Raw genomic sequence first — 18,443 nt, forward strand, 5'->3', positions numbered from 1 at the left:
CCGGAAGCTAAGACCCACAGCGCCGATGGTACTGCACTCGGGAGGGTGTGGGAGAGTAGGTCGCCGCCGGACAACCATTACAGTCAGGCCCCCGCCAACGCGGGGGCCTGACCTGTTTAACGACGTACCCGGCAGCGGGCACGCGCTGGACGGTCGGCGGCTCTCGACACGGCCCGCGCAGGGCAGGAACGCCGCCGGGTTTCCTGCCTCCGGTTGTGAGCGGGGCGATAGACGAGACCGCCCCGACGGCGGACCCGGCTTGGCGGCCTCCAGTAGACTTGCATCTTGATGTTCACCGCCGTCACCCCATTCGAGGGGCCGGCGGATACAGGGAAACCCCAATGAGAGGAACGGCCACGTGGCTGATGACCGTCGCACGTCCGGTGCCGACCGTCCGGACGGCGCTAACTCCAACCGCTCGCAAGGCGGTCAGCGCAATCGTGCCGGCGGGGCGCGGCCGTACAACGGTGGCGGAGACCGCCCGTCCCGCGACACAGACCGGGGCAACGCTCCCCGCGGTGAGCAGCGGGGGAGCTACGGCAACCGCGACGACCGCCCCCGTGGCGACGGTGGATACGCCAAGCGCGACAACGACCAGCGCGGCGGCTATGGCAGCCGGGAGGGTCGTCCGACCACCCGTGATGACCGTCCCCGCCGCGAGGGCGGTTACCAGAAGCGCGATGGCGAGCAGCGCGGTGGCTTCGGAGACCGGGACAACCGGCAGAGCAACCGCGATGACCGTCCCCGGCGCGAGGGCGGTTACCAGAAGCGGGACGGGGAGCAGCGCGGTGGCTTCGGCAACCGTGATGACCGTCCCCGGCGCGAGGGCGGATACCAGAAGCGGGACGGGGAGCAGCGCGGTGGCTTCGGCAACCGGGACAACCGGCAGAGCAACCGCGACGAGCGTCCCCGGCGCGAGGGCGGTTACCAGAAGCGTGACGGCGAGCAGCGCGGTGGCTTCGGCAACCGCGACGACCGTCCCCGCCGTGAAGGCGGTTACCAGAAGCGTGACGGCGAGCAGCGCGGTGGCTTCGGCAACCGCGACGACCGTCCCCGGCGCGAGGGCGCTTACCAGAAGCGCGAGAACGACGGCGGTCGAGGCCCGGCCCGCGGGGGCAAGGCTCCCTGGAAGGGCGACAAGCCTGCCGGTGCCCGTCCGCGGCGTGACGACGGCGGCCACCGTGACGACCGTCGTTCCGGCGGCGCAGAGCGCTCCGACCGCCCCAACCGGGATCAGAGCTCGTTCAACCCGAAGCGTGGTGACCTCCGCAGCTCGAATCGTGCGGACCGTCCCCGCTCCCCGGAGATCGACGACGATGTCACGGGCAAGGAGCTGGACCGCGCCGCCCGCGCGGAGCTGCGCTACCTCGAGGACCCGAACGGCACCTGGGTCGCCAAGCACTTGGTCATGGCCGGGCGCCTGGTCGATCTGGAGCCGGAGCTTGCCTACGAGCACGCCCTGGCGGCCAGTCGCCGCGGTGGCCGCATCGCCGTCGTCCGCGAGGCCGTGGGCCTCACGGCCTACGCCGCGGGCCAGTTCGCCGACGCCTTGCGCGAATTCCGCACGTTCCGCCGGATCAGCGGCTCGAACGTCCATCTGCCGATGATGGCCGACTGCGAACGCGGCCTCGGCCGTCCGGAGAAGGCCCTCGAGCTGGCGCGTTCCGAGGACGCCGCGAACCTGGACACCCCGCTCAAGGTCGAGATGGCCATCGTGGCCTCGGGGGCTCAGGCCGACCTGGGGAACCACCAGGCGGCCCTGGCCGAGCTGGAGATCCCGCAACTGGACATCAACCGCGCGTACTCATTCAGCCCGCGCCTGTTCACCGTCTACGCCGAGGCCCTCGAGGAGCTGGGCCGCCACGGCGAGGCCGAGAAGTGGTATGCCCGCGTGGCCATCGCCGAGCGTGCGCTCGGCCTGGGCGACTACGCCGATCCCGAGATCATGGACCTGGGGGAGGACGAGGAGGACGAGCCCAAGCCGCGGGTCAAGGACATCCTGCCGTCCGACGCGCAGAATGCCGACGCGCAGAATGCCGACGATCAGGGTGCCGGCGATTCGGAGACCGGCGAGGGGAACGCGGGCGAGGAGAACATCGCTGCGGCGGGTGCCGACGAGGAGCAGCCCGCGGAGCCGGAGGACGAGCAGGGGGTCGACGAGGAGGACGGTCTCCAGGTCGTCGATGCGTCCGACGAGACCGCCGAGGAGGCGGTGCAGCACGAGGCCGTCGCCGGCTCCGACGAATCGTCCGACAAGTCGGAGTAGCCGTGCTGCTGGATCGGTTCGATGCACTGCTGGCGGACCTCGACGGCGTCGTCTATGCGGGCGAGGAGCCCGTCGACGGCGCCGCCGAGGCACTCGGCCGCCTCGAGCAGGCCGGCGTGCGTCTCGGCTACATCACCAACAACGCGTCCCGGTCGCCGGCCAAGGTCGCCGAGCACATCCGGCGGCTCGGCGCCCCCGCGTCGGCGGAATCCGTCTTCGGATCCGCCGACGCCGCCGCCGAGCTCCTGGCCGATCGCCTCGAGGCCGGATCCAAGGTGCTGATCACCGGCAGCGAGTACCTGCGCTCCTGCGTCGAGGACCGCGGCCTGGAGCCGGTGAGCGACCACCGCGAGCGGCCCGACGCCGTCGTGCAGGGATTCGATCCGGGCCTCGGCTGGGCCGACCTCGCCGAGGCGTCCTACGCCATCAACGCGGGCGCTGAGTGGGTCGCCACCAACACGGACTTCACTATCCCGCGCGCCGAGGGGATCGCGCCCGGCAACGGGGCGCTCGTCAATGCCGTCGCCTTCGCCACCGGTGCAACACCCGCCGTGGCCGGGAAGCCCGAGGCCTACCTGTTCCACCACGCGGCGGAGCGGCTCGGTGCGGAACGTCCCCTCGTGGTGGGCGACCGGCTCGACACCGACATCCTGGGCGGCAACCGCGCCGGGTTCGCCACGGCCGCGGTCCTGACCGGGATCGACACCGTGCGCACCGTCCTGGCCGCGGAGCCGGACCAGCGGCCGCAGTATCTGCTGGAGACCCTCGGCGACCTCTACCGGCCCTACCCCGGGACGGAGGACGACGGCGACGCGTCCGCCGCGTGCGGCGACGGCCGGGCCGCGCTGGACGGTCGGGCGCTCGTCCTCAGCGACGACACCCTCGACGCCTGGCGCGCGGCCTGCGCTCTCTGGTGGCGCGTCAACCCGGAGGCGGCCGCCGAGCCCGAGGACATCCGCTTCGACGGAGCGGATCCGCGATGAGCGACGAGCAGACGCCCGCACCCGAGCCCACCGGCCAGGAGACCGTCGACCGCGTGCTCGACGGTCTCGCCGGCGTCCCCGACCTGCCCCTGGACGAGCAGCTGGCCGAGTACGAGCAGGCCCACCACGCGCTGCAGGCCGCCCTCGACGGCTCGGAGCAGGACCACCGCGCCGGACTGCGCCGGGTGGCCGAGGGGAGTGGCCTGACGCACGTGGCCGGAGAAGCCGCCGCTGACACGGACGGCGGGGCTGGCGGTCCGTCCGGGGAGAGCGCCTAGTGGCGCGTCTCGACCAGGAGCTCGTGGCGCGGGGGCTGGCGCGCTCCCGCACCCACGCGGCCGCACTGATCACCGCCGGCCGGGTGACCTGCGACGGGCGCCCCGCGGGCAAGGCCGCCCTGAAGATCCCCGGCGACTCCGTCCTCCGCGTGTCCGAGACCGAGGGCGAGGAGTACGTCAGCCGCGCCGGCCACAAGCTCGCCGGCGCCCTCGACCGCTATCCGGACGTCGCCGTCGAGGGACGGCGCTGCCTCGACGCCGGGGCCTCCACCGGGGGCTTCACCGATGTCCTGCTCCGCCGCGGTGCGCGCGAGGTGGAGGCAGTCGACGTCGGCCACGACCAACTGGTCCCGGAGCTGCGGCGGGACGCTCGCGTCCACGTCCACGAGGGCCTGAACGTCCGGCGCCTCGACCCCGGCGACATCGGCGGCCCCGTGGACCTGGTGGTCGCCGACCTCTCCTTCATCTCGCTCACGCTCGTCGTCCGTCCGCTCGCCGCCGCGACGCGCCCGGGCGGCGAGCTCCTGCTCATGGTCAAGCCACAGTTCGAGGTGGGCCGGGAGGCCCTGGCCCGGACCGGCGTCGTCACCGGGGCTGAGCAGCGGCGCTCGGCCGTGCTGAAGGTCGCCGAAGCCGCCGAGGACGCCGGCCTGGAGTGCCGCGGGATGGCGCGCAGCCCGCTGCCGGGGCAGGATGGCAACGTGGAATTCTTCCTCTGGCTCGCCCGGCCGGGCACGGCCCGTCCACAGGTCCGCGCCGCGGGTACGCTGATCAACGAGGTTGACTATTCTTGACGCAATGCCGCGCGCTGCCGCCCCCGGGGGCCGCCGCGACCGCGGCCGGTGACGCGTGACCGACCCACGAGCGGCAACACGGAAGGAATGTATGCGACGGATTCTCGTCCTGGCTCATACCGGGCGGTCCGACGCGCTGCGGGCGACGTTCGACACCTGCGTCACCCTGCGCGACGCGGGCCTGATGCCCGTCATGCTGCCCGACGAGCTGGCCGAGCTGACGCAGGCGCTGCCGCACCCCATGCCGGAGGTCCTCTCGCTCGGCGTCGACTCGACCCTGCAGGAGATCGACCTGGCCATGGTCCTCGGCGGCGACGGCACCATGCTGCGCTCGGCCGAGCTCGTCCGCGGCTCCCAGGTACCCCTGCTGGGCGTCAACCTCGGCCACGTGGGCTTCCTCGCCGAGAGCGACCGGTCTGACCTGACGCAGACGGTCAGGTGGGTCGTGGACCGCGACTACACGGTCGAGGAACGCATGGCCATCGACGTCAACGTCTGGTTCGGCAACCGGCGCGTCGCCCAGACCTGGGCCCTGAACGAGGCCGCCGTCGAGAAGGCCGACCGCGAGCGCATGATCGAGATCGTCATGGAGGTCGACGCGCGGCCGATCAGCACCTTCGGCTGCGACGGCATGGTGCTGGCGACCCCGACCGGGTCCACCGCCTACGCGTTCTCCGCCGGCGGCCCGGTGGTCTGGCCCGAGCTGGAGGCGCTCATCATGGCGCCGATCAGCGCCCACGCTCTCTTCGCCAAGCCGCTGGTGGTGGCCCCGACGTCGGAGATCGCCGTCGAGATCCTCGCCCGCACGGACGCGCAGGCCGTCCTCTGGTGCGACGGGCGGCGGAGCATCAACCTGCCGCCCGGATCGCGCGTCGAGGTGACGCGCTCGGCCACGCCGGTGCGGCTCGCACGAGTGAACCAGACGCCATTCAGTGAGCGCCTCGTGCGAAAGTTCGAACTGCCGACGGCGGGCTGGCGCGGACCGGTCCACCACCCGGAGATGGATCCGGTCTCGACCGCGCTGCCCATCGTGGCGCACGGCGTCGAGGTCGTGGAGCCGCGGCGCAAGCACGGGACGGAGGGTCGAGCATGATCGAGGAGATCCGCATCAACGACCTGGGCGTCATCGGCGGGGCCACCCTGCCGCTGGGCCCGGGGCTCACGGTGGTCACCGGCGAGACCGGCGCCGGCAAGACCATGGTCATCACCGCGCTCGGGCTCCTGCTGGGCCGCCGCGCCGACGCCGGTGCCGTCCGCCACGGAGCCGCGCAGGCCGTCGCCGAGGCGAGCCTCCGCCTGCCCCCGGGCAGCCCCGTCGTGGCCCGGGCCGAGGAGGCCGGTGCCCTCGTGGAGCACGACGACGACGGGTCCGATCTGATCATCGCCCGCTTCCTCAGCGCCGCCGGACGCAGCAAGGCCGCCGTCGGGGGCCGTGCCGCGCCGGTGGGTCTACTGGGGGAGCTGGGCAGCGACCTGGTCGCCGTGCACGGGCAGAGCGACCAGCTGCGCCTCACCGGCGCGACCGCCCAGCGCCAGGCCCTGGACAAGTTCGCCGGAGCGGACCTGGCCGCCGTGCTCGAGGAGTACGGGGAGGACTACCGGCGCTGGCGGACCGTCTCCGCCGAGCTGGACGAGCTCGTCGGCGCCGCCCGCGAGCGGCTGCGGGAGGCCGAGGGCCTCGAGGCCGCGCTCGAGGAGATCGACGCGGTCGCGCCGGAGCCCGGCGAGGACGAGCTGCTCAAGGCCGAGGCCACCAAGCTCGCCAACCTCGAGGGGCTCCGGACGGCGGCGCTCACGGCCCAGACCGCGCTGGCCGGCAGCGAGTTCAGCGAGGAGTACAACGCGCTCGGCCTGATCGCCGCGGCCAAGGGCGCCCTGGAGGGCGTCCAGGACGACGACGCCGAGCTCAAGGCCCTCGCCGAGCGGCTCACCGAGATCAACTACCTCGTCTCCGACCTGTCCACCGAGGTGGCGAGCTACGCGACCGGGCTCGACACCGAGGGGCCCGAGCGGCTCGCCGAGCTCGAGTCCCGCCGCGCCGACCTGAACCGGCTGATCCGCAAGTACGCGCCCACCATCGACGAGGTCCTGGAGTGGGCGCAGACGAGCCGTGAGCGGTTGGACGAGCTGCAGGACGACTCCGGCCGCATCGACGCGCTGACCACGGAGAAGGCCGAGCTCGAGACCCGCCTGCACGCGACGGCGGAGTCGCTCAGCGAGCTGCGCCGCACCGCCGCCGCGGACCTGGCGGAGCGGGTCACCGCCGAGCTCGCCGCCCTGGCGATGCCGGACGCCCTGTTCTCCGCCGAGGTCCGTCCCACCGGCGAGCTGGGTCGCCACGGCCAGGACGAGATCCACCTGCTCCTGCAGCCGCACTCCGGCTCGTCGCCCCGCCCGCTGGGCAAGGGCGCGTCCGGTGGCGAGCTCTCCCGCGTGATGCTGGCCATCGAGGTGGTGCTGGCGGCGGTCGACCCGGTGCCCACGTTCGTCTTCGACGAGGTCGACGCCGGCGTGGGCGGCAAGGCCGCGGTCGAGATCGGCCGTCGGCTGGCCATGCTGGCCCGGCACGTGCAGGTCATCGTCGTCACGCACCTGCCGCAGGTGGCCGCCTACGCGGACCGGCACATCAGAGTGATCAAGAACTCGGGCGCCGCCGGCGACCCCGAGGGCGGAGTCACCCAGAGCGACGTGGTCCTCCTGGACGAGAACGAGCGAGTGCGCGAACTGGCGCGGATGCTGGCCGGTCAGGAGGAGTCCGACACGGCGCAGGCCCACGCCGAGGAACTGTTGAGAACCGCCCGAGAACACGTCTCCGTGATGGCCTGAACGGCCGTACCGGGAGCCCGAGAAGTCCACGTGGTGGCAGAGAATGGTAGGCTAGAATTCCGTGGTGCAGCGTATTTTTTCCCGTGAGTCCCGGTCCGAAACGACAAAGCAGATATTCGTCACCGGTGGTGTGGCGTCCTCGCTCGGGAAGGGACTGACGGCTTCCAGCCTCGGCCATCTTCTCCGAGCCCGTGGCCTGTCGGTCACGATGCAGAAGCTCGACCCGTATCTGAACGTCGATCCGGGCACGATGAACCCCTTCCAGCACGGCGAGGTCTTCGTGACCGACGACGGTGCCGAGACCGATCTGGATCTCGGGCACTACGAGCGCTTCCTGGACGAGAACCTCACCGGCATGTCCAACGTGACGACCGGCCAGGTGTACTCGACCGTGATCGAGAAGGAGCGCCGCGGCGACTACCTCGGTGACACGGTGCAGGTCATCCCGCACATCACCGACGAGATCAAGCGCCGGATGCGCCTGCCCGCCGAGGGGCCCGATGCCCCCGACGTGATCATCACCGAGATCGGCGGCACCGTCGGCGACATCGAGTCGCAGCCGTTCCTCGAGTCGGCCCGCCAGGTCCGCCAGGACATCGGCCGCAGCAATGCCTTCTTCGTCCACGTCTCCCTGGTCCCGTACATCGGACCGTCCCAGGAGCTGAAGACCAAGCCGACGCAGCACTCTGTGGCCGCCCTCCGCTCCATCGGCATCCAGCCCGAGAGCCTGGTCATCCGCTCCGACCGCCAGATCCCGGACGACATGCGCGAGAAGCTCGCCCGCACCTGCGACGTCGACCCCGAGGCCGTCATCAACTGCGCGGACGCCCCGAGCATCTACGACATCCCCGTCATCATCCACGAGCAGGGTCTGGACGCCTACATCGTCCAGTCGCTCGGGCTGAAGTTCAAGGACGTCGACTGGACCGAGTGGCAGAAGGTCCTCGACGCCGTCCACCACCCGAAGGAGGAGGTCGAGGTCGCCCTGGTCGGCAAGTACATCGACCTGCCGGACGCCTACCTCTCCGTCACCGAGGCGCTGCGCGCCGGCGGCTTCGCCAACCAGACGAAGGTGCGGATCCGCTGGGTCCCGTCCGACGACTGCAGCACCGAGGAGGGGGCCGCCCGGGCCCTCGCCGGCGTGGACGCGATCTGCGTGCCCGGCGGCTTCGGCATCCGCGGCCTCGAGGGCAAGCTCGGCGCCCTGAGGTTCGCCCGCGAGCGCAAGCTGCCGACCCTGGGCCTCTGCCTCGGCCTGCAGTCGATGGTCATCGAGTACTCCCGCAACGTGCTCGGCCTCGCCGACGCCTCGTCGACGGAGTTCGACCCGGAGACCACGACGCCCGTCATCGCGACCATGGCCGAGCAGCTCGACATCGTCGACGGCAAGGGCGATCTCGGCGGCACCATGCGGCTGGGCCTCTACGAGGCCCGACTCGCCGAGGGCTCCGTGGTGGCCGGCACGTACGGCCGGAATCGGGTCTCCGAGCGCCACCGCCACCGCTACGAGGTGAACAACGCCTACCGCGCGCAGCTCGAGGAGAACGGCCTGGTCTTCTCCGGGACCTCCCCGGACAACGAGCTCGTCGAGTTCGTGGAGCTGCCGGCGGACGTCCACCCGTACTACGTCTCCACCCAGGCCCACCCGGAGCTCAGCTCGCGCCCCACGCGCCCGCATCCGCTCTTCGCGGGCCTGATCGAGGCGGCCCTGAAGCACCAGAAGGCCGCCCGGTAGCCATGCCCCGGAACGACGGCGCGCAGCGGGACCACGGCGTCGAGCCCAGCAGGGCTCTGCAGGACGCGGTGGACCCCTGCGCGCCGCTGTCGTCCGAGACCGTCTACACCGGCCGAATCTGGAACGTCGTGACGGAGAGCTTCGCTTTCCCGCACAGCGACGAGCCGCTGGTCCGGGACTACATCGACCACACCGGCGCCGTGAGCGTCGTGGTCCTCGACGAGCAGCAGCGCATCCTCCTCCAGCGCCAGTACCGGCACCCGGTGGGCATGCGGCTCTGGGAGATCCCCGCGGGGCTCCTCGACGTCGACGGTGAGCCGGCCCTCGAGGCGGCCCGCCGGGAACTCGCCGAGGAGGCCGACCTCGCCGCCGAGACGTGGCACGTGCTCACCGACTTCTTCAACACCCCCGGCTACTCCTCCGAGGCGCAGCGGGTCTTCCTGGCCCGCGGCCTGAGCGAGGTGCCCGAGCACGAACGGCACCTGCGCACCGACGAGGAGGCCGACATGCAGAGCGCCTGGGTCCCGCTCGACGAGGCCGTCGGACTCGTCCTGGAGGGGCGCCTGCACAACCCCTCCGCCGTCGTCGGGATCCTCGCCGCGCACGCCGCGGCCGCCACGGGCTTCGCCGGGCTGCGCCCGGCCGACTCCCCGTGGGACGAGCACCCCCGCCTGCGCCCATGAGCGCCGCCGAGGCGGGGCCCGCCGCCGGCCCCGGACCGGGGACCGCCCGGCCGGATGACGCCGCCGAGCAGGCGCCACGGACGGCCCTGGACCGGCAGGTCGCCACGTACTTCCAGCACCTCACGATCGAGCGCGGCATGGCCCCCAATACCGTCGCCGCGTACCGGCGCGACATCGGGCGGTACACGCGCTTCCTCGCCGGCCGCGGCATCGGGGACGCCGGGGACGTGACCCCGCGGCTGCTCTCCGACTTCGCGCAGGACCTCCGCGACGGGAACGACGGCGGCGCGCCCCTGACCGCGCGCTCGGCGGCACGGACCGTCGTCGCCGTGCGGGGACTGCACAAGTTCTGGGCGCTCGAGGGCGTCACCCCGGACAACACGGCCGCCGACCTGAAGCCGCCGGCCACGGGGTCGCGCCTGCCCAAGGCGATGAGCGTCGCCGACGTCGCCGCCATGATCGATGCGGTCCCCGCCGACACCCCGGCGGGGCTGCGGGACCGGGCCCTGCTCGAGTTCCTCTACTCCACCGGTGCGCGCATCAGCGAGGCCGTCGGGCTGGACGTGGACGACCTGCACGCGATCGCCGAGGACGCCGGGGAGGCCGACGGCCCCGCGGTGGTGCGGCTGTTCGGCAAGGGCTCCAAGGAGCGGATCGTCCCGGTCGGCTCCTACGCCGCACGGGCGCTCCAGGCCTACCTGGTCCGAGCCCGCCCGCTGCTCGTGACCAAGGGGCGGGGCACGCCCGCCCTCTTCCTGAACCTGCGCGGCGGCCGCCTCTCGCGCCAGTCCGCCTGGACGCTGCTCAAGACCGCGGCCGAGCGGGCCGGGATCTCCGCGGACGTCTCCCCGCACACGCTGCGCCACTCCTTCGCCACCCACCTGCTGGAGGGCGGCGCGGACGTGCGCGTGGTGCAGGAGCTGCTCGGGCACGCCTCGGTGACGACCACGCAGGTCTACACGATGGTGACCGCCGAGACGCTCCGCGAGATCTACGCGACCGCCCACCCGAGGGCCACATGAGCGCCGCCGGCGGGCCCACGCGGGTGGTCCTCTGCGCCGTGGTCCGGGTCGAGGACGACGGCGTCCCGGCGGTGCTGCTGGGCGTCAAGCTGCGCGGCTTCGCCACCGGCAAGACCGTGCTGCCCGGCGGCAAGATCGAGCCGGGCGAGAGCCCCGTCGACGCGGCCGTGCGCGAGCTCGCCGAGGAGACCGGCCTGGAGGTCGCACCCGCCGGACTCGCCAGCGTGCGGGAGGTCGCGCGGATCGACTTCGTCTTCCCCTTCCAGCCGGCCGCGGACATGGACTGCACGGTCTTCCGCGTCGAGGCCGGGGCGCGCACCTCCGACGGCGCGGCCGTCGTCACCGGCGAGCCGGCCGAGACCGACGAGCTCCAGCCGCGCTGGCACCGGCTCGACGCGCTGCCGGCGGAGACCATGTGGCAGGACTCGGCGCGCTGGCTGCCCGACGTCGTCGCACCGGCCGGGGACGCGGTCGCCCGGGTGCGCGTGGTCCTCGCCGCCGACAACGAGACGGTGGCGGAGTACACCGCCACCGTCCTTGATCCCGCCGACTGACCGGACGGCGGGGCTCGTCGCCTCCGGGCTCGTCGCCTCCGGGCTCGTCGCGTCCGGGGCCGCCGGCCCTCGTTGCCGACGGCCCGCGCCGGCCGCCCCTACAGCTCGCGCTGGTCGGGACCGTTGTAGGCGGCCAGCGGGCGGATGAGCGCGTTCGCGGCGCGCTGCTCCATCACGTGCGCGGTCCACCCGACGATCCGCGAGGCGATGAACAGCGGCGTGAACATCTCCGTTGCGAACCCCATGAGGTGGTAGGTCGGGCCCGCCGGGTAGTCGAGGTTCGGCTTGATGCCCTTGGCCTCGTCCATGGCCTGCTCCAGCCCGTCGTAGAGGCCCATCAGCTCGGCGCGCCCGTAGTGCGCCACCATCGCCTCCAGCGCCTGCTTCATGGTCGGCACCCGCGAGTCGCCGTGCTTGTAGACGCGGTGGCCGAAGCCCATGACCTTCTTCTTCTCGGCCAGCGCCTGCTCCATCCACTCCTTCGCCCGGGCGGCGGCCTCCTCGCGGCTCTCGTCGGGGCGGACGCCGATCTCGTCGAACGTGTGCATGACGGCCTCGTTGGCCCCGCCATGCAGCGGGCCCTTCAGCGCGCCGATCGCGCCGGTGACGGCCGAGTGCAGGTCCGCCAGCGTGGAGGTGATGACACGGGCCGTGAACGTGGACGCGTTGAAGGAGTGCTCCGCGTAGAGCACCATCGAGACGCGGAACGCGTCCACGACCTCGGCGACCGGTTCCTCGCCGAACGTCATCCAGAGGAAGTTCTGCGCGTAGTCGAGGTCCTCGCGCGGCTCGACCGGGTCTTGGCCGCGCCGCCGGCGCTGGTCGTACGCCACGACGGCCGGGAACTTCGCGAACAGGGACTTCGCCTTCTCCAGCTCCGCCTCGGGGGAGGAGTCCTCGGCCTCCGGGTGCAGCGCGCCGAGCACGGACACGGCCGTGCGGCCCACGTCCATCGGGTGGCAGGTGGTGGGCAGCAGGTCGATCGCCGCCTTCACCTCGGCGTCGAGCGTGCGGTGGGCGCGCTCGAACGCGACGAACTCCGCCAGCTCGTCCGCTCCGGGAAGCTCGCCGGTCCAGAGCAGGAGCGCGACCTCCTCGAAGCTCTTCTGCGCCGCCAGGTCCTGGACCGGGTAGCCGCGGTAGAGCAGCGAGTTGGTCTCGGGGTTGACCTTGGAGATGGCCGTGTAGTCGACGACGATGCCGGCGAGGCCCTTCTTGATCTCGTTCTCCGTCATGATGCCTCTTCCTTCCGGGTGCTTCTACGGCTGGGGATGCTGGGTCGGTGCCTGCGGGGCCTGCGGCTCCCGCGTCGCGTCCAGGCCGGGGACCTGGAAGTTGAAGACGGACGAGTCGAAGCGGTTGTACGCCTCGTAGTCCACGAGCTCGTACAGGCGCTGGCGCGTCTGCATCTGCTCGACGGCGGCCTGCTGGGTGCCGTCCGCGGCGATGGTCTCGAGGACGCGCTCGGCCGCGCCCATCGCGGACCGCAGCAGCGTCACCGGGTAGATCACGACGGCGATGCCCGCCGCGGCCAGCTGGGCCCGGGTGAACAGCTCCGACTTGCCGAATTCTGTCATGTTCGCGAGGACGGGGACATCGACGGCCCGGCAGACGGCCTCGAACTCCTCGAGGCTCCGCAGGGCCTCGGGGAAGATCGCGTCCGCCCCGGCGTCCACCAGGGCCCTCGCCCGGTCGACGGCGGCCTGCAGCCCGTCCGTGGCGCGGACGTCCGTGCGCGCCATGATCAGGAAGTCCGGGTCCCGGCGGGCGTCGGCCGCGGCGGCGATCCGCTTGACCATCGTGTCCAGGTCCACGACGTTCTTCCCGTCCAGGTGCCCGCACCGCTTGGGGTTGAACTGGTCCTCGATGTGGCAGCCGGCGAGTCCGGCGTGCTCGAGCTCCTGCACGGTGCGGGCCACGTTCATCGGCTCGCCGAAGCCGGTGTCCGCGTCGACGATCGCGGGCAGGTCCGTCATGCGGGCGATCTGCCCGGCCCGGGTCGCGACCTCGGTCAGCGTGGTGAGGCCGATGTCCGGCAGGCCGAGGTCGTTGGCGAGGACCGCGCCGGAGATGTACACGCCGTCGTACCCCTTGTCCTCGATGAGGCGGGCCGAGAGCGGGTTGAACGCGCCGGGGAACTGCCGGGCCGCGCCGGGGACGAGCTGCTCGCGCAGGGTCCGGCGCTTCCGCTCGGGGGTGACGGTCGAGTACAGCATCAGAAGAGTCCCTTCGGGCCGGCGGCCGGGTCGATGACGCCGTCGGCCGCCACGAGGTTCAGCCGGCCCAGCTCGCCGGCGCCGAGCCGCTCGACGTCCTGCACGGCCGCGAGGAAGCGCTCGATCTCGGCTTCCGCGACGACGCCCTCGGCGAGCGTGCGGAACTTGGCGATGTACTGCTCGCGGGCGAAGGGGCGCGCGCCGAGGGGGTGCGCGTCGGCGACGGCGATCGCCTCGCGCAGGACCGTCCCGTCCGTCAGCGTGATCTCCACGGAACCCCCGAACGCCTTCTCGGCGATGTCCAGCGAGTGGTAGCGGCGCGTCCACTCGGGGTCCTCCTCCGTGGTGACCTTGTGCCAGAGCGCCACGGTGTCCGGCCGCCCGGCGCGCTCGGGGGCGTAGGAGTCCACGTGGTGCCACGCGCCGTCCTGGAGGGCCACGGCGAAGATGTAGGGGATCGAGTGGTCCAGCGTCTCGCGGGAGGCCGTGGGGCTGTACTTCTGCGGGTCGTTGGCGCCGGAGCCGATCACGTAGTGCGTGTGGTGGCTGGTGCGGATCAGGATGCTCGCCACGTTGGCCGGGTCGGTGGCCTCCGGGTGCTCGTGGTGGAGCCTGCGCGCCAGGTCGATCCAGGCCTGGGCCTGGTACTCGGCCGAGTGCTCCTTGGTGTACGTGTCCAGGATGGCCCGCTTGGCCTCGCCCGGCTCCGGCAGCGGCACCTCGTAGCGGGCGTCGGGACCATCCAGCATCCAGGCGATGACGCCGTCCTCGCCCTCGTAGATCGGGACCGGCGACGTCTGCCCGCGCATCGCGCGGTCCACGGCCTCGATCGCCATCTTGCCGGCGAACGCCGGGGCGTGCGCCTTCCACGTGGAGATCTCGCCCTTGCGCGACTGGCGGGTCGCCGTGGTGGTGTGCAGGCCCTGGCCGACGGCCTGGAAGATCGTCTCGACGTCGAGCCCCAGCAGGGTGCCCAGCCCGGCCGCGGCGGACGGCCCGAGGTGCGCCACGTGGTCGATCTTGTGCTTGTGCAGGCAGATCGCCTTGACCAGGTTGACCTGGATCTCGTAGCCGGTGGCGATGGCCCGCACCAGGTCGTGGCCCGCGGCGCCGGTGTGCTGCGCGGCGGCGAGGATCGGCGGGATGTTGTCGCCGGGGTGCGAGTAGTCGGCGGCGAGGAACGTGTCGTGGTAGTCGAGCTCGCGCACGGCCACGCCGTTGGCCCACGCGGCCCACTCCGGGGAGACGCGCTCGCCGATGCCGAAGACGTGGGCGCCGGGGCCGCCCGACGATGGCGCGTGGGTCAGCGCCTGCGCCCGTGCGGCCACGATGGGGGCCCGGTTCAGGGACGCGACGGCGACCGAGGCGTTGTCGATGATGCGGTTGACGATCATGTCCGCGACGTCCGGGGAGACCTCCACCGGGTCCGCGGCCACGCGGGCGATCTGGTAGGCGAGCTGGTCCTCGCGGGCGAGGTTCTCCTCGCTCCGGTACACACGGACCTCGTGCTTCTGCATGGTGTTCCTCTCGGTCGGAAGTAGTGGAAGTTCTCTGGGCTAGGCGGGGGCCGCTCGCCGGCCGGCGTCGGGCGCGGCGTCGGGCGCGGCGCCGGGTGTGGCGTCGGGGGCCGCGCCGGGTCCGGCCGTGGAGCGGGCAGTCGCGGCGATGTGCGCGAGACTGTGGAAGAGGTGGACCTCCGTGGCCGCCGCGGCGACGTCCGGTTCGCCGGCGGCAATGGCCCGGGCGATCGCCGCGTGCTCGCGGGCGGAGGCGCGCAGCCGCGGCAGGTCGTCGCGGGCGAGCCGACGGATGCGCTCGAGGTGGACCCGCAGCTGCCGGAGCGCCTGCGCCAGGTAAGGGTTCGCGGCGGCGCCGTCGACCAGCTCGTCCAGCCGGCCGGAGAGCTCGTAGTAGCGCTCGCGCACCTGCTCCAGCGCCTCGGCCGTGGTGGCCCGCGCCTCGGCGCCGGCGGGTGCCCGGTCCGTCGTGTTGGACCGCTCCGTGTCGGGCCGCTCCGTGTCGGGCCGCTCCGTGCTGGACGAGTCCGCCGCAGCCAGGAACGCCTCGGTCAGGGCGGCGAAGTCGCCGGCGTGCACCGCGGCGGAGGAGCCGCGCAGGGACAGGGCCGCGGCCCGGGCGGCGGCCGTCTCGAGGGCCTTGCGCAGCTCGAAGAGGTGGTCCAGGTGGTCGAGGGAGACGTCGGAGACGACCACGCCGCGGCCGCGCTGCTGGACGGCGAGCCCGTCGGCCACGAGCCGGGCCAGCGCCTCGCGCAGCGGCGTGCGGGAGACGCCGATCCGCTCGGCCTGCTCGACCTCGCCGAGGACCGTCCCGGGCTCCAGACGCCATTCGACGATGTCGCGCCGCAGCACCGCGTAGGCGCGGTCGCTGGCGCGGCCGCCCGCGATGTCGCTCTGCCGGTGTCCCATGCGGCCAGTGTATACACAGCCGGCGGATCGGGGGAGTCCCTTCGGAGGTCGAAGCGGGCGCATGCGTCGGGGATCGCTTCGACAGAGTCGGTCTGGAGGGCCTTCTGTATACAGAAAGGCCGTTCCGGGCGGCTCAGTCGCCGACGGACCAGGCGTACTCGAACTCCGGGCGGCCGCGCGTGCCGTGCCGGGGCTGGCGGCCCGCCTGCCCCGAGGCGGCGAGGTGCTCCAGGTACCGGCGGGCCGTCACCCGGGACATGTCCAGGGCCTCCGCCACCTCGGCGGCGGAGCGCGGCCCGCGGCCGCCCGCGGCATCCGACTGCAGCAGGTCCGCGATCTGCTCCAGCGTCTCCCGGATGAGGCCCTTGGGCAGGGCCGCGGAGGTCTGCGGCCGGAGCGCGGCGAAGGCGCTGTCGATGCTGTCCTGCGTGGTCGCGCCGGCCGTGAGCGACGAGTGGAAGCGCTCGAACGCCTCCAGCTTCGCGGCGAACATCGCGAACGTGAACGGCTTGATCAGGTACTGCGTGATGCCCGCCGAGACGGCCGTCCGGACCACCGCCAGGTCGCGGACGGCGGTGATGGCGATGATGTCCACGGTGCTGCCGCGGCCGCGCATCCGCCGGGCCACGTCCAGTCCGTGCAGGTCCGGCAGGTTCATGTCCAGCAGGACCAGGTCCACGGGCGCCCCGGCGGCCGCCTGCGCGTCCAGCTCCCGCAGGCCCTCCTGCCCACTGGTGGCGACGGCCACGCACTCGAATCCGGGGACCCGCGCCACGAAGTCGGCGTGGGCTGCGGCCATGATCGGCTCGTCGTCGATCACCAGCACGCGCCAGGACCGGCCCGCCTCCCGCGCGCTCATGCGGCGTCCCCGCGCAGGGGGAGCGTCGCGGTGAAGATCGCGCCGCCGTCGTTCTCGATCTCGAGGGTCCCGCCGAGGCGCAGGACCGCCTGGCGCACCAGCGCCAGGCCGACGCCGCGCGGGGCGCCGGAGCTAGACGGGGCGCCGGTGCCGGACGGGGCGCCGGAGCCGGGCGGGATGCCGGATTCGGGCGGGCCTGCGGCGGCCGGGATCTTGGAGGACGCGCCGAAGCGCAGGAACTCCTCGATCAGCTCGTCGTCGATGCCCGGTCCCGAGTCGGCGACCGTGATGAGCAGCTCCTCGCCCGTGGCCGCGAAGTCCGCCCAGACGCGGCGCTGCGCGCCCTCGGCCGCGGCGTCGAACGCGTTGTCCAGCAGGTTGCCCGTGATGGTGACCAGGTCGCGCGCGTCGAGGGAGTCCGGCGGCAGCTCGCCCGAGGCCGTGAGGGTCAGCTCGATGCCGCGCTCGTGCGCCTGAGCCGCCTTGCCGACCAGCAGCGCCGAGAGGTACGGCTCGTCGAGGGAGCGCACCACGTCGTCCGTGAGCTGTTGGGAGGCCTGGCGGTCCTCGACGGCGAACCGCAGCGCCTCGTCGGTGCGCCCCAGCTCGATGAGGGAGGCGACCGTGTGCAGGCGGTTCGCGTGCTCGTGCGTCTGGGCGCGCAGGGCGTCGGCGAGCGTCCGCATGGACTCCAGCTCGCCGGCGAGGGACTGCAGGTCGGTGTGGTCCTGCACGGTGGTGACCACGCCGCCGCGCTCGCCGGAATGCTGGTTGAGGATCAGGATGCGCCCGTGGGCGAGGTGGACCTCGTCCTCGGCGGTGCGCCCGTCTGCGATCAGGTGCGCGACCGGTTCCGGCAGACCCGCGTCCTCCACGGCTCGGGGGTGCCGCGGGTCCACGGGGGAGAGGCCGAGGAGCTGCGCCGCCCGGTCGTTGTAGAGGACCAGCCGGCCCGTCGCGTCGGTGAGCAGCAGCCCCTCCCGCAGCGAGTGCAGGGCCGAGTCGTAGTAGTCGAACAGGCGGCGCAGCTGCTCGGGGCCGAGGTCCAGGGTGGCCCGGCGGACGTAGCCGGCGATCGCATAGGAGCCGATCCCGCCGAGCCCCAGGGCCAGCCCGGCCACCAGGCCGATCGCCGGGATGTCCGAGGCGAGGGCGACGTCCAGGCTGCGGGAGGTGACGCCGACCGCGACCAGGCCCACCAGCTCGGAGTGGCCCAGGGCCGGGTCCACGGTGCCGGGTTCCGTGGTGCCGGGTTCGGTGGTGCCGGGGGCCGCGCCGTCGCCCCCGCCCGGGGCCGCGGTGACGAACACGGGGCTGATCGCGCGGACGGACGGGCCCAGCGTGCCGACGTACTCCTCGACGTGCGGGCGACCCGCCCTCGCCTGCTCGATCGTGCCCAGGTAGGGGCGGCCGATCTCCGCCGGGTCCGGGTGCGTCACGCGCGTGCCGTCCGGCGTCATGATGGTCACGAAGTCGACGTCGGCCTCCTCCAGCAGTTTCCCGGTGTAGGGCTGGAGCTGCGCGGTCGGATCCGGGCCGGCGAGGTGCGCGGCGACGAACGGGTCGTTGGCGAGGGTCGCCGAGACGCTCTGGACCCGGGCCGCGGTCTCCTCCCGCATCCGGTCCCGCGTGTTGTCGTAGCTGACGGCGGCCAGCAGCGCGGAGAGCAGCACCACGACGGCCAGCTGCCAGAGGAAGAGGCGTCTCGCCAGGCTCATGCCGTGCCCCTTCCGGTCCGGTGCGCGTGAACAGTATGAACGCAAGGAGTGTGTTCTGGGACACGTCTCCCACGATGGGT

16 protein-coding genes and 1 rRNA gene are annotated in these 18,443 nt (G+C 72.8%); 11 read left to right on the forward strand and 6 right to left on the reverse strand.

From position 1 onward, the window contains the following. From rrf to ABD784_RS00050, 11 genes are all read left to right on the forward strand, one after another. Positions 1 to 72 (forward strand): 5S ribosomal RNA (gene rrf / locus ABD784_RS14315); the annotation flags it as partial. Positions 73 to 358: 286 nt separating this feature from the next. Further along, complete coding sequence (locus ABD784_RS00005) at positions 359 to 2,266, forward strand: hypothetical protein (protein WP_344878156.1); 1,908 nt, start codon at positions 359 to 361, stop codon at positions 2,264 to 2,266. 2 nt (positions 2,267 to 2,268) lie between these two features. Then, the gene (locus ABD784_RS00010) at positions 2,269 to 3,249 is read left to right on the forward strand and encodes an HAD-IIA family hydrolase (protein ID WP_344878159.1); all 981 of its coding nucleotides are present in this window, start codon (positions 2,269 to 2,271) and stop codon (positions 3,247 to 3,249) included. After that, positions 3,246 to 3,527, forward strand: coding sequence for a hypothetical protein (locus tag ABD784_RS00015; RefSeq protein ID WP_344878162.1), 282 nt, complete (start codon positions 3,246 to 3,248; stop codon positions 3,525 to 3,527). The genes ABD784_RS00010 and ABD784_RS00015 overlap by 4 nt, the downstream gene beginning before the upstream one ends. After that, positions 3,527 to 4,321: a TlyA family RNA methyltransferase gene (locus ABD784_RS00020; protein ID WP_344878164.1), complete on the forward strand. Its 795-nt coding sequence runs from the start codon at positions 3,527 to 3,529 to the stop codon at positions 4,319 to 4,321. Before ABD784_RS00015 ends, ABD784_RS00020 begins: the two co-directional genes overlap by 1 nt. A 91-nt stretch (positions 4,322 to 4,412) precedes the next feature. Further along, positions 4,413 to 5,414, forward strand: coding sequence for an NAD kinase (locus ABD784_RS00025; RefSeq protein ID WP_344878166.1), 1,002 nt, complete (start codon positions 4,413 to 4,415; stop codon positions 5,412 to 5,414). After that, entirely contained in the window at positions 5,411 to 7,147 is a 1,737-nt protein-coding gene (gene recN / locus ABD784_RS00030) for a DNA repair protein RecN (protein ID WP_344878168.1), read from the forward strand. The genes ABD784_RS00025 and recN overlap by 4 nt, the downstream gene beginning before the upstream one ends. 61 nt (positions 7,148 to 7,208) lie before the next feature. Next, positions 7,209 to 8,882 carry a CTP synthase gene (locus ABD784_RS00035; RefSeq protein WP_344878172.1) on the forward strand — a complete coding sequence of 558 codons (1,674 nt, stop codon included), beginning with the start codon at positions 7,209 to 7,211 and terminating at the stop codon, positions 8,880 to 8,882. Positions 8,883 to 8,884: 2 nt separating this feature from the next. Then, complete coding sequence (locus ABD784_RS00040) at positions 8,885 to 9,565, forward strand: NUDIX hydrolase (RefSeq protein ID WP_344878175.1); 681 nt, start codon at positions 8,885 to 8,887, stop codon at positions 9,563 to 9,565. Further along, on the forward strand, positions 9,562 to 10,587 hold the full coding sequence (xerD, locus tag ABD784_RS00045) for a site-specific tyrosine recombinase XerD (protein ID WP_344878178.1): 1,026 nt from the start codon (positions 9,562 to 9,564) through the stop codon (positions 10,585 to 10,587). The genes ABD784_RS00040 and xerD overlap by 4 nt, the downstream gene beginning before the upstream one ends. Continuing rightward, positions 10,584 to 11,141 carry an 8-oxo-dGTP diphosphatase gene (locus tag ABD784_RS00050; protein WP_344878181.1) on the forward strand — a complete coding sequence of 186 codons (558 nt, stop codon included), beginning with the start codon at positions 10,584 to 10,586 and terminating at the stop codon, positions 11,139 to 11,141. The genes xerD and ABD784_RS00050 overlap by 4 nt, the downstream gene beginning before the upstream one ends. 98 nt (positions 11,142 to 11,239) lie before the next feature. Here the strand turns inward: ABD784_RS00050 and ABD784_RS00055 are convergent, their stop codons facing one another. The 6 genes from ABD784_RS00055 to ABD784_RS00080 all read right to left on the reverse strand — a co-directional run bounded on the left by ABD784_RS00055 (position 11,240) and on the right by ABD784_RS00080 (position 18,363). Next, positions 11,240 to 12,376, reverse strand: a complete 1,137-nt coding sequence (locus tag ABD784_RS00055) for a bifunctional 2-methylcitrate synthase/citrate synthase (RefSeq protein ID WP_344878184.1) — start codon at positions 12,374 to 12,376, stop codon at positions 11,240 to 11,242. A gap of 24 nt (positions 12,377 to 12,400) precedes the next feature. Beyond that, positions 12,401 to 13,357: a methylisocitrate lyase gene (gene prpB, locus ABD784_RS00060; RefSeq protein ID WP_344878187.1), complete on the reverse strand. Its 957-nt coding sequence runs from the start codon at positions 13,355 to 13,357 to the stop codon at positions 12,401 to 12,403. Further along, the gene (locus ABD784_RS00065) at positions 13,357 to 14,874 is read right to left on the reverse strand and encodes an MmgE/PrpD family protein (RefSeq protein ID WP_344878190.1); all 1,518 of its coding nucleotides are present in this window, start codon (positions 14,872 to 14,874) and stop codon (positions 13,357 to 13,359) included. Before ABD784_RS00065 ends, prpB begins: the two co-directional genes overlap by 1 nt. 39 nt (positions 14,875 to 14,913) lie before the next feature. Further along, complete coding sequence (locus ABD784_RS00070; protein WP_344878193.1) at positions 14,914 to 15,786, reverse strand: GntR family transcriptional regulator; 873 nt, start codon at positions 15,784 to 15,786, stop codon at positions 14,914 to 14,916. Between the two features lie 133 nt (positions 15,787 to 15,919). Further along, positions 15,920 to 16,645, reverse strand: coding sequence for a response regulator (locus tag ABD784_RS00075; protein ID WP_344878196.1), 726 nt, complete (start codon positions 16,643 to 16,645; stop codon positions 15,920 to 15,922). Then, a complete protein-coding gene (locus tag ABD784_RS00080; RefSeq protein WP_344878199.1) occupies positions 16,642 to 18,363 on the reverse strand; it encodes a sensor histidine kinase in 1,722 nt (573 codons plus the stop codon). Before ABD784_RS00080 ends, ABD784_RS00075 begins: the two co-directional genes overlap by 4 nt. Positions 18,364 to 18,443 lie beyond the last annotated feature (80 nt).

The organism is Zhihengliuella alba (genome assembly GCF_039538765.1).
Taxonomy (GTDB): Bacteria; Actinomycetota; Actinomycetes; order Actinomycetales; family Micrococcaceae; genus Zhihengliuella; species Zhihengliuella alba.